The sequence below is a fragment of the Streptococcus sp. oral taxon 431 genome (genome assembly GCF_001553685.1).
In the GTDB taxonomy this organism is placed as follows: Bacteria; Bacillota; Bacilli; order Lactobacillales; family Streptococcaceae; genus Streptococcus.
Window position 1 is genome coordinate 256879 of record NZ_CP014264.1, and the last position, 11518, is coordinate 268396.

General features: G+C 39.3%; 14 protein-coding genes. 13 read left to right on the forward strand and 1 reads right to left on the reverse strand.

The genetic code is table 11. The features are described from left to right. From AXE83_RS01325 to AXE83_RS01385, 13 genes are all read left to right on the forward strand, one after another. Positions 1-504, forward strand: a complete 504-nt coding sequence (locus AXE83_RS01325) for a phosphatase PAP2 family protein (RefSeq protein WP_060955136.1) — start codon at positions 1-3, stop codon at positions 502-504. Positions 505-622: 118 nt separating this feature from the next. Continuing rightward, positions 623-1069 carry a LytTR family DNA-binding domain-containing protein gene (locus AXE83_RS01330; protein WP_000776599.1) on the forward strand — a complete coding sequence of 149 codons (447 nt, stop codon included), beginning with the start codon at positions 623-625 and terminating at the stop codon, positions 1067-1069. Between the two features lie 4 nt (positions 1070-1073). Then, complete coding sequence (locus AXE83_RS01335; protein WP_060955137.1) at positions 1074-1748, forward strand: LiaF transmembrane domain-containing protein; 675 nt, start codon at positions 1074-1076, stop codon at positions 1746-1748. Positions 1749-1854: 106 nt separating this feature from the next. Then, the gene (rpmB, locus tag AXE83_RS01340; RefSeq protein WP_001140948.1) at positions 1855-2043 is read left to right on the forward strand and encodes a 50S ribosomal protein L28; all 189 of its coding nucleotides are present in this window, start codon (positions 1855-1857) and stop codon (positions 2041-2043) included. Positions 2044-2193: 150 nt separating this feature from the next. After that, complete coding sequence (locus AXE83_RS01345; protein ID WP_000216431.1) at positions 2194-2559, forward strand: Asp23/Gls24 family envelope stress response protein; 366 nt, start codon at positions 2194-2196, stop codon at positions 2557-2559. 2 nt (positions 2560-2561) lie between these two features. After that, positions 2562-4229 carry a DAK2 domain-containing protein gene (locus AXE83_RS01350; protein WP_060955138.1) on the forward strand — a complete coding sequence of 556 codons (1668 nt, stop codon included), beginning with the start codon at positions 2562-2564 and terminating at the stop codon, positions 4227-4229. A 208-nt stretch (positions 4230-4437) separates the two neighbouring features. After that, positions 4438-4644 (forward strand): hypothetical protein, encoded by a 207-nt coding sequence (locus AXE83_RS01355; RefSeq protein ID WP_060956347.1) that lies wholly within the window; start codon positions 4438-4440, stop codon positions 4642-4644. Further along, entirely contained in the window at positions 4641-4835 is a 195-nt protein-coding gene (locus AXE83_RS01360; RefSeq protein ID WP_006154913.1) for a hypothetical protein, read from the forward strand. The genes AXE83_RS01355 and AXE83_RS01360 overlap by 4 nt, the downstream gene beginning before the upstream one ends. Continuing rightward, positions 4822-5706 (forward strand): ABC transporter ATP-binding protein, encoded by an 885-nt coding sequence (locus AXE83_RS01365; RefSeq protein WP_060955139.1) that lies wholly within the window; start codon positions 4822-4824, stop codon positions 5704-5706. Before AXE83_RS01360 ends, AXE83_RS01365 begins: the two co-directional genes overlap by 14 nt. A 1-nt stretch (position 5707) precedes the next feature. Beyond that, positions 5708-6445, forward strand: a complete 738-nt coding sequence (locus AXE83_RS01370; protein ID WP_060955140.1) for an ABC transporter permease — start codon at positions 5708-5710, stop codon at positions 6443-6445. Next, positions 6445-7542 carry a sensor histidine kinase gene (locus AXE83_RS01375; RefSeq protein ID WP_060955141.1) on the forward strand — a complete coding sequence of 366 codons (1098 nt, stop codon included), beginning with the start codon at positions 6445-6447 and terminating at the stop codon, positions 7540-7542. Before AXE83_RS01370 ends, AXE83_RS01375 begins: the two co-directional genes overlap by 1 nt. Continuing rightward, positions 7543-8142 (forward strand): response regulator transcription factor, encoded by a 600-nt coding sequence (locus AXE83_RS01380; RefSeq protein ID WP_060955142.1) that lies wholly within the window; start codon positions 7543-7545, stop codon positions 8140-8142. Between the two features lie 35 nt (positions 8143-8177). Beyond that, positions 8178-8570, forward strand: coding sequence for a (deoxy)nucleoside triphosphate pyrophosphohydrolase (locus AXE83_RS01385; protein ID WP_060955143.1), 393 nt, complete (start codon positions 8178-8180; stop codon positions 8568-8570). Positions 8571-8593: 23 nt separating this feature from the next. Here the strand turns inward: AXE83_RS01385 and AXE83_RS01390 are convergent, their stop codons facing one another. Then, a complete protein-coding gene (locus AXE83_RS01390) occupies positions 8594-11479 on the reverse strand; it encodes a DUF3427 domain-containing protein (protein WP_060955144.1) in 2886 nt (961 codons plus the stop codon). Between the last annotated feature and the right edge of the window lie 39 nt (positions 11480-11518).

Below are 11518 nucleotides of genomic sequence, written 5' to 3' on the forward strand. Positions count from 1 at the left end.
ATGAAAAACTATCAAGAGTGGTACGATAAAAGGAAATCAAGTCTCCTTCGTCATCCACAGCTATTACAATTGATGCGAGTTTTTAATCGCATGATGACAGTCCTAATGCCAGTAGCCTACATGGCCTTGTTGGGAACAAACTTTATAAGTAAGGGCATGGGACAAGCCTTATATACTTATATCTTGGTGCCAGCTTTTGGCTTTGTCCTATTGACGCTAGTTCGTAAGTGGATCAATCAACCGCGTCCTTATGAAACTTGGGGAATTGTCCCACTATTAGACAAGGACAGCTCTGGGAATTCAATGCCTAGTCGCCACGTCTTTTCAGCAACCATTATTTCCATGGCTTGCCTGCATGCAAATCTGCCTGTGGGGTTGGTTTTGTTGGTCTTATCAGCTCTTCTCGGCTTTGTGCGGGTTTTAGGTGGTGTTCATTATCCCAAGGATGTTTTAGTTGGCTACGCCTGTGGCCTCCTCTGGGGAATTCTTTTCTTTATTTTCTAAAAAGCAAAGCAAGTGGGCTAGGCCTCGTAACCACTTACGGGTCAAAAGTGACCACTTGCTTTTTTGCCCTTGTAAAGTCTTCTGGCCTTTGGTATAGTAGATGCAGAAAGGAGATAGGATGAAGTTACGAATCGAGATTGATAGTGAATTAACTGAGACAGAGATTGTCATCAAGGCTGCAGCCCTGACAGATGAAATAGCTGACTTGCAACGACTCTTGCAAGAAACCAAGGCTCCTAGGTTGATTTTTTACAAGGGGACGGGTGAGTACTACTTAGACTTGTCAGAAATTCTCTTTTTTGAGACGGAAGGTAGCAAGATTTACGCTCATACCCAGAAAGAAGCCTATGAGGTTCGACTCAAGCTTTATGAGTTGGAGTCCATTCTCCCCCGCTATTTCAGTCGGGTATCCAAGTCGACCATTGCTAATATTCGGCAAGTTTACTCGGTTGACAAGTCCTTTTCAGGGACAGGCACTATTTCCTTTTATCAGACCCACAAGGAGGTGCACGTGTCACGGCACTACCAATCCCTCCTAAAAGAAAATCTAAGAAACATGAGGTAAGAACATGAAAAAGAAAGCATTTGGTATTGTGTTGCTAGTATTGGCAGCTTTAGTGTTGTTACAGGGGAATTTTGGAATCCCTTCTCTGGGAGGGCATATCTGGCCTTTGATTGGTATTGGATTTTTTGCCTATCAATCAATTGAAGCTTTGCTTCGTCGTCATCTGACATCAGCCACTTTTACAGCCCTAGTGGCCCTCATGATTGCTAATCATTTTTATGACATTTTACCGATTCCCAATCAGTCATTGTTCTGGGCAAGTATTTTAATCGTAATGGGTGTCAGCGCACTCACTCATTCTAACAGAACTTGGAATGGAAAAAAATGGTGGTATGACGGTGAAAAGACCATTCTGACAGACAAGGAAGTCGCTTTTGGGGCGGGTACATTTTACAAGCAAGACCAAGAATTGGTAGAAGACGAGTTTGAAGTCGGATTTGGGAATGCCAAAATCTATTATGACAATGCAGAGATGTTAGGTGATTTTGCTACTCTGAATATCGAAGTCGGTTTTGGGAATGCAGTTATCTACGTGCCTCAACACTGGAGAGTAGATCTAAAGGTAGAGACTTTTTGTGGAGCAGCCAAGGCAGATGCCCCTGTAGCCCCAACCAGCAAAACTTTGATTATCCGTGGAGATGTAGCTTTTGGGAAACTAGGAGTTGTTTACGTTAAATAAAAAAATCTTCCAATACCCTTGCCAAAAAAGAGAAAGTGTGATAACATAGTACAGTATGTGGTGCTAGCACATCCGCTATATTAGATCTAATAGGAGGAAAACACAAATGGCTAAAGTATGTTACTTTACAGGTCGTAAGACTGTATCAGGAAACAACCGTTCACACGCGATGAACCAAACAAAACGTGCCGTAAAACCAAACCTTCAAAAAGTTACTGTACTTATCGATGGTAAACCTAAAAAAGTTTGGGCTTCAGCTCGTGCTTTGAAATCAGGTAAAGTAGAACGCGTTTAATAAAGAGTAAAAGGCCATCAGGTCTTTTTCTTTTGCTCTAAGCTCAAAAAGTCTCGTCAAAGGAGCAAATATCCGCCGATACAGTATTCTGCTTTTACACTTGGCTTGAAATATGATAAAATAGAGTATCAACTAGTTGAGGTAGAAAAAATGACTGTAAAAATTAATACAAAAGATGGTCAAATCGAACTAACAGATGAAGTGATTGCTACCGTTGTAGGTGGTGCAGCAACTGAGATTTTTGGTGTGGTCGGTATGGCAAGTAAGAAAGCCCTCAAAGATAATTTCCAAGCCCTTCTTGGGAAGGAAAATTATTCTAAAGGTGTCGTTGTAAAAGCGGCCGAAGATGGTAGCATTGCAGTTGATGTATATACCGTGTTGAGCTACGGAACTAAGATTAGTGAAGTCTCAAAAAACATCCAAGAGCGTGTACGCTTTAGTTTGGAAAACCAACTTGGCATCACTGCTCAAACTGTGAATGTCTATATTCAAAATATCAAAGTTGTAGGAGAATAATCGTGTCAAATATTACTACAAGCTTATTTCAAGAAATGGTACAGGCTGCATCTACTCGTTTGAACAAGCAAGCCGAATATGTCAACTCATTGAACGTCTTCCCAGTTCCAGATGGAGATACAGGAACAAACATGGGAATGACTATCGAAAATGGTGCTAAAGAAGTAGCAGACAAACCAGCTTCAACAGTTGGTGAGGCTGCAAGTATCTTGGCTAAAGGTCTGTTGATGGGTGCGCGTGGGAACTCAGGAGTTATCACTTCTCAGCTTTTCCGCGGATTCTCACAAGCCATCAAAACCAAAGAAGAGTTAACAGGAAAAGACCTAGCTCTTGCCTTCCAATCTGGTGTTGAAGTAGCCTACAAGGCTGTTATGAAGCCAGTTGAAGGAACAATCTTGACTGTATCACGTGGTGCTGCCATCGGTGCTAAGAAAAAAGCCGAGCAGACAGACGATGCTATTGAGGTTATGCGTGCAGCCTTGGAAGGAGCTAAAACAGCCCTTGCTAAGACTCCAGACATGCTTCCAGTCTTGAAGGAAGTTGGTGTTGTGGACTCAGGTGGTCAAGGTTTGGTCTTCATCTATGAAGGATTCCTTTCAGCTCTTACTGGTGAATATAGTGCGTCTGAAGACTTTGTAGCGACTCCAGCGAATATGAGTGAAATGATCAATGCTGAACACCACAAGTCTGTAGCTGGACATGTGGCAACAGAAGACATCACCTTTGGTTACTGTACGGAGATCATGGTTGCTCTTAAACAAGGCCCAACTTATGCTAAAGAGTTTGACTACGAAGAATTCCGTAACTACTTGAACGAACTTGGGGATTCATTACTCGTTGTTAACGACGATGAAATCGTTAAAGTTCACGTCCATACAGAAGATCCAGGTCTTGTTATGCAAGAAGGTCTTAAATATGGTAGCTTGGTTAAGGTTAAAGTCGATAACATGCGTAACCAACACGAAGCACAAGTGGAAAAAGAAGCAGCTCAAGTCAGCAAACCAGCTGAAGAAAAAGAATACGCCCTTATCGCAGTAGTAGCTGGACAAGGCTTGGCAGACATTTTCCGTGCTCAAGGTGTGGACTATGTTATCGAAGGTGGACAAACCATGAACCCTTCGACAGAAGACTTTATCAAGGCTGTAGAGCAAGTGAATGCTCGCAACATCATCTTCTTGCCAAACAACAAAAATATCTTTATGGCAGCACAATCTGCTGCAGAGGTATTGGAACAACCAGCAGTAGTGGTAGAAGCACGTACTCTTCCTCAAGGATTGACTAGTCTTCTTGCCTTCGATCCAAGTAAGTCTATCGAAGAAAATAAAGAACGCATGACTGCAGCTCTTGGCGATGTTGTCAGCGGTAGTGTAACAACAGCCGTTCGTGACACGACTATCGATGGTTTGGAAATCCATGAAAATGACAATCTAGGTATGGTAGATGGTAAGATCCTCGTATCAAACCCTGATATGCACCAAACTCTGACTGAAACCTTGAAACATATGTTGGATGAAGACAGTGAAATCGTAACCTTCTATATCGGTGAAGATGGAAGCGAAGAATTAGCTAACCAAATCGCCCAAGAAATCGCAGAAGAATTCGAAGATGTTGAAGTAGAAATCCACCACGGTCAACAACCCGTGTATCCATATCTTTTCAGTGTGGAATAAGAATGAAATAGAAAACGAAAGAGGTCGGGAAAAGATTCCCGATCTTTTTGGTTTGCAATGAGTTTTGGCCCCAGTAGCTGATTGGCGCTAGAAAATCAATCCAATCTAGTAATTTCTGTTCCATCATTTTTAATGACATTTGTCATATCTCCTCATGACAGAAGCTTCTAGTGATTCTACCTTCAAAGAATTATACTAGATGTATCAAATGGAGGAAGAAAAAATGAAACATAAAGTAATTGTCGCAATGAGTTTAGTAGCAGCAGGAGTCATGACTTATCTCATGTTCTCAGGATTGGATGAAAGCTTCTATCATTTTCCTTGGGAGTTGTTTGCAAGCTTTGGAATCATGTCTTGGTTGATCCGAGAAGGCTTGAAATTGGTCTCAGATGTGAAAAAGGAGTTTGAAAAATGAAAAAAGCGATTCTCTATCTCTTTATTGGACTGTCACTAGTGGTATGGTTGGTCGAAATGTTTACAGGGTGGTTTGATCAAGCCTTCCTTCACCAAGCCATTCGCGGTGCCTGGGGATTAGGATTTATGATTTTTATCGCCTTTCCGATGGGAAAGGAGTGGCTGAAAGGAGAGTATCATGAACATGATTAAGGTAGAAAGCCTAAATAAAAACATCAAGGGCAAGGCTATTTTGAAGAATATTTCCTTTGAGGTAGCTGAAGGTGAATGCGTCGCCTTGATTGGTCCCAATGGTGCTGGGAAGACCACACTCTTGGACTGTTTGCTTGGAGATAAACTGGTCACCAGCGGTCAAGTATCCATCCAAGGCTTGCCAGTGACGAGTTCTCAGTTAGACTACACTAGATCCTATCTCCCTCAAGAAAATGTCATCGTTCAGAAATTAAAGGTCAAAGAGTTGATTGCTTTCTTTCAAAGTATTTATCCAAATCCCTTGAGCAATCAGGAGATCGATCAACTATTGCAGTTTGACCAGCAACAAAAAGAGCAATTGGCAGAAAAATTGTCAGGTGGGCAAAAGCGTCTCTTCTCTTTTGTCTTGACCTTGATTGGGCGACCAAAGCTTGTCTTTTTAGATGAGCCGACTGCTGCCATGGATACCTCAACCCGTCAACGCTTTTGGGAAATTGTTCAGGATCTAAAAGCGCAGGGAGTCACCATTCTCTATTCGTCCCATTACATCGAAGAGGTAGAGCATACAGCGGACCGAATCTTGGTCTTGAATAAGGGAGAGTTGATTCGCGATACAACACCTCTAGCCATGCGTAGTGAGGAGATTGAAAAGCACTTTATCCTTCCTCTAGCATATAAAGAAGTTATCGAACAGTCAAACTTGGTTGAAAACTGGTCACAAAAACAAGATGCCCTACAAGTAGTCACACGCGAAGCAGACTCTTTCTGGGAACTATTAGTTCAAGCAGGATGTAGCATACAAGAAATTGAAGTCAATAATCGTAGTTTGCTAGATACAATCTTTGAAGAAACACAGAAGGGAGATGACTAAGATGAAACGATGGATTGCACTAAACAAGATAGAATTTCTATTGACCAAACGACAACTAGTCTATTATTTATTATCAGTAGGGATGCCGACAGCCTTCTATTTATTCTTTTCAGGCATGTACCAGGAAACACCAGGTGGACCGGCTAATTTTATGCGCGACTATCTCATCTCCATGACAGCTTTTTCCATGATGTCGACAGCTATCTTTTCATTCCCAGTTGTTTTACATACCGACAAGATCAACAACTGGCAGAAAATATTACGTCATAGCCCTGTAAATATGGTAGAATATTATCTATCAAAGATAACAAGTATGATGGTTGATTATTTGGTCTCAATCCTGGTTGTTTTCTCAGTTGGGCATTTTGTAAGAGGTGTGGATATGTCTCTTGGAAACTGGATTGGGGCTGCGTTCTTGCTGATAGTAGGAAGTGTTGCCTTTGTAGCACTTGGCTTGACCCTGACTCTCTTGCCGTCCAGTCAGCTGATGTCTGTCGTGGGCAATCTTCTTTACTTTGGCTTGGCTGTTTTAGGCGGACTCTGGATGCCTGTCTCTTTATTTCCAGACTGGATGCAAGCAATCGGGAAGCGCCTACCAAGCTATCAGTTGATGGAATTGATCAAGACCTTCTTAAATGAGGGTGGCATCAATCTATCAGCCACAGTTTATCTACTTATTTTTTCAGCTGTTTTGTTTGGTTTGACCATTTACCTTCAAGGTCATAAGGAGAATGCTTAATGCTTGAAAGACTGAAAAGCATACATTATATGTTTTGGGTCAGTTTAATTTTTATGATTTTCCCCATCCTACCTGTAGTGACTGGGTGGCTTTCTGCCTGGCATTTATTGATTGATATTCTATTTGTAGTGGCGTATTTGGGTATTTTAACAACTAAGAGCCAGCGCCTATCTTGGCTTTTCTGGGGGATCATGCTGACTTATGTAGTTGGGAATACTGCCTTTGTTACTGTTAATTATATCTGGTTTTTCTTTTTCCTATCCAATCTCTTAAGTTATCATTTCAGCGTAAGTGGTTTAAAGTCTTTACATGTCTGGACTTTTCTTCTTGCTCAAGTCCTTGTTGTGGGCCAACTTTTGATTTTTCAGAGAATCGAAGTTGAGTTTCTATTCTATCTACTTGTAATTCTTGCTTTTGTAGATTTAATGACTTTTGGTTTGATTCGGATTCGTATTGTGGAGGATTTGAAAGAAGCTCAGGCTAAGCAAAATGCCCAGATAAATCTATTGCTTGCTGAAAATGAACGTAGTCGTATCGGTCAGGATTTGCATGATAGTCTGGGACATACTTTTGCTATGCTGAGTGTCAAGACAGATTTAGCCTTGCAGTTATTTCAGATGGAGGCTTACCCACAGGTGGAAAAGGAATTAAAAGAAATCCACCAGATCAGCAAGGATTCCATGAATGAAGTGCGAACTATCGTGGAAAATCTGAAATCACGGACCCTAGCTTCAGAACTTGAGACTGTTAAGAAGATGCTGGAAATTGCTGGCATTGAGGTTCAAATTGAGAATCAATTGGACAAGGCTAGTTTGACCCAAGATGTGGAGTCGACAGCTGCTATGATTTTGTTAGAATTGGCGACCAATATCATCAAGCATGCCAGAGCTGAAAAAGCCTATCTAAAACTGGAACGTACAGATCAGGAATTGGTCCTGACAGTTAGAGATGACGGGAAAGGATTTGCAACTGTAAAAGGAAATGAACTCCATACAGTCCGTGACCGTGCAGCAGCCTTCTCAGGTCAAGTAGAGCTGATCAGTTTGAAAGATCCCACAGAGGTGCGCGTGCATCTGCCTTATAAGGAGAGAAAGTAGATGAAAGTATTAGTCGCAGAAGATCAAAGTATGCTTAGAGACGCCATGTGCCAGCTCTTAAGTTTCCAACCAGATGTGGAGACTGTCTTGCAGGCGAAAAATGGAGCCGAGGCTATCGAGGTTTTGGAGAAAGAAGCAGTAGATATTGCCATCCTAGACGTCGAAATGCCAGTCAAGACGGGATTAGAAGCTCTTGAGTGGATCAAAGAAGAAGTGCCTGAAACCAAGGTGGTCATCGTTACGACCTTTAAACGCCCAGGTTATTTTGAACGAGCGGTCAAAGCAGGAGTCGACGCCTATGTCTTGAAAGAGCGAAGCATCGCCGAACTCATGCAAACCCTGCATACGGTGTTAGAGGGACGCAAGGAATATTCTCCAGAGCTGATGGAAGTCATGATGACCCATCCCAATCCCTTGACCGAGCAAGAAGTCGCTGTTTTGCATGGAGTTGCACAGGGGCTGTCCAACCAAGAAATTGCGGATAAGCTCTACCTCTCAAACGGCACCGTCCGTAATTACATGACCAATATCCTCTCCAAACTAGGCGCAAGCAACCGAACCGAAGCAGCCAAAACTGCCGAAGAAGAAGGCTGGTTGTGAGGGGGAGAGAAAGGGAAAATTATCGGAGATAACTTATGTCAAAAAAAATAATAAATGTTGTTGCAGCAGCCATAGAACGAGATGGTAAAATATTTTGTGCACAAAGACCTGAAGGTAAAAGTTTGGGAGGTTTTTGGGAATTTCCGGGTGGGAAATTAGAAATAGGAGAATCTCCTGAACAAGCTTTAGTCCGTGAAATTAAAGAAGAGCTAAATTCTGAAATTGAAATTATTTCTTATATCAATGAAGCTTCATATGATTATGATTTTGGGACAGTTGTCATGAAGACCTATCATGCAAAGCTGATATCAGGGAATCTAGAGTTGCTTGAACACCAAAATTCAACTTGGTTAGCTCCCGATGAACTAGATACTCTCAACTGGGCTCCAGTTGACCGTCCAGCTGTAGAATTATTAACAAACAAATAAGAACATGGAATAAAACCATGTTCTTATTTGTTTGTAATATAACGATAGAGAGTGTCGGAAACCGGACTATCAAGTTTAAATTGCATAGTTACAATACTTTCATCACCTTTTTCTAATGGACGTACCATTTCTTCGACTGACGAAGGAATTAGTTTTAAATTTCCTAGATAGTAAAAATCTCCTCCTTCTGCATCGTCCTTAATTATAAATAATTTCAAATCTAAACCATTAGTTGGTGAATTTAGAATAGCCTTTACATCTGGAGATTCTAGTGTTCGCTTGTTCTTAGAAAACCATTTTAATGTTGACTCATTCAAAAGTTCATCTTCGTACTTAATGGTATCATTGATTTCATCATTCTTATGATATGTGATAAAAATTGGACAAGTATTCGTTGCTTTATCAATCTTGTAACCACCAATATTTAATGGCGGTTCGTCTTTTGACCAATTGAGCAGTTTTGCAACATCACGTCGAGAATATTTCTGACCGATCGTAAATATATATGGATACTCTATAGATTTGAGCAATCCTGCTTGAATAATGTCTTCCACAGCATGCCTAAACTCATCTCGTTTTAATAACTGGGCAAATTCCTCTTGCAAGATATATTCAAAATCAGTACAGATTAATAGTGGGTCGGTTCCAAATTTCTTGATTTCTTGTGCTTTTAAAAAAGTTAATTTTAGAACAGACTCTACCGAGGAAATAGTTTTTGCATCATTCGGTAAATTCTCATCTCTCAGAATAGAAATAAAATGTTCTTTTGATATGTTACCGTCTTTCAATAAATGACATAAGAGAATTAATTCATGTTTTCGTTTGCCAGTCAGTACCTCAAAAGTCAAAAAATTTAACCAAGTAATTTCATTTTTAGATAAAACGATATTATTTTTAGAGAATTTATTTATAACATCAATGTAATTTTTAAACTGAGTATTCTCAAAGAAAACTAAGGGGTCAATACTGTTATAGTTTAAGTAATCAACCAGCAAAGGAGAACGACCTAACTTATTTTCTAAGTCTTTATATGCTTCCTGTAATATTTTCATATTTGATAAGGATGTATTAGTAATAGACCTAAAGATTTGTTCTTTAGCCACTTCTTCAAAATTGATAGTTGTTAGACCATTTAAGATATTAGGCTCTCTTAGCTCTCTTCGGTAATTATCTTTATTCATTGATTTATCACCAAATAAAGCGATTGGAATTAGATAGTTATTCTTATAATTACCAATAAAATCAATGATCGTGACATATTCTTTACTATCATGTTTACGAAGACCACGTCCCAGTTGTTGAACAAAAACAATACTAGATTGAGTATTTCTTAACATGACCACTTGGTTGACAGAAGGAATATCAATCCCTTCATTAAAAATATCCACTGTTAAAATATAGTCTAGTTGACCCTTTTCGAGTTGAGAAACTACCTCATTTCGTGTTTCAATATTATCATCGCCTGTCAATGCTCGACAAGCTTTTCCATGTTGATTCAATTTTAAAGATAGCTCATGTGCTTCCTGTTTAGAGGAACAGAATATCAACCCTTTTACTTTTTCTCCGCTTACGCCATAAAAATCAATTTTTTGAAGAATATGTTTAACACGTTCGTTAGATGTTAAGTTTGATATATTTGTCTTTTCATCGATTAGATGTCCATTTATCTCAATATCCTTTACCCCAAAATAAATAAATGGGCAAAGCATGTCATTATCAAGAGCATCCTGTAGACGAATTTCATAGGCGATATTATAATCAAATAGTTCATAAATATTTTGCCCGTCTGTTCTCTCAGGTGTTGCAGTCATTCCTAAAAAGAATTCTGGATTGAAATGCGCCATCACTTTTTTGTATGAATCAGCTCCAGCTTTATGAACCTCATCGATTAAAATATAGTCAAAATAATTTTCTGTAAATAAATTCAAATGTGAATCACGGGATAATGTTTGAATCGTCGCAAAAATATACTTCTTATTTGTCAAATCTGCTCCAGAATGATAAATCAAACCTTCTGATTCCGGGAACTGTAGAACCTTTTGGAAATCCTTTAAAGATTTTTGGAGAATTTGTTCCCTATGAACAATAAAGAGCATTCTTTTCGGTTCAAATTGTTGAACATCAAAAGCTGATAAATATGTTTTCCCTGTCCCTGTAGCACTGATAACTAAAGCTTTCTTTTTCCCTGAATCGCGAATAGCCTGCAGACCTTTCAATGCTTCTTTTTGCATCTTGTTAGGTTCAATGCTTGATACCTGATATTCTGCTATCTCCTCTTCTCGAATCTGCTCCACTAGAATTGTTTTCTTACGCTTTCTAGCATAAGAATCAATCTTCTCTACTGTTAAAATATCGGATTTTTTCCAAATTTTTTCGAATTCTTTTTTAGTAGCTTGAATTAACTCCCCGTTGTGAGTTGAAGTTAATTTTATATTCCACTCGTAATTGATCTTCAATGCATTATGAGTTAAATTTGAACTTCCAGAAATAAGAACTTGTTTCCCCTCATGCTCAAAAAGATAAAATTTAGCATGCATCTGTAGACTCTCTGGAGTAAGTCGAACTTCAACATTTTTTAACTTGAGTAATTCTTGCATTGCAACTGGATCATTAAAATCAAGATAAGGAGAGATCAGAATTTTACCTTTTATTCCTTTATCCATTAAATCAGATAATTGGGATTTTATCAGAGCAATCCCTGATTGAGTAATAAATGCTACAGAAATATAAAAGGCTTGGCATTTTGATAATTCTTCTTGAATATCCTTCAATACATAACGCTTAGACTCTGGGTCATTGATTAAAATTTGAGGAGAGTATCCCCCTTCTTGAAATTTTACATTATCAATAAAGCCAAACTTTAAAGATTTGATCAAAGTATCTTGAAATAAAGTAACGCCTTCTGGCATAGACATTCTCTTTTCTATTCTTTTTAACACATTCATTAT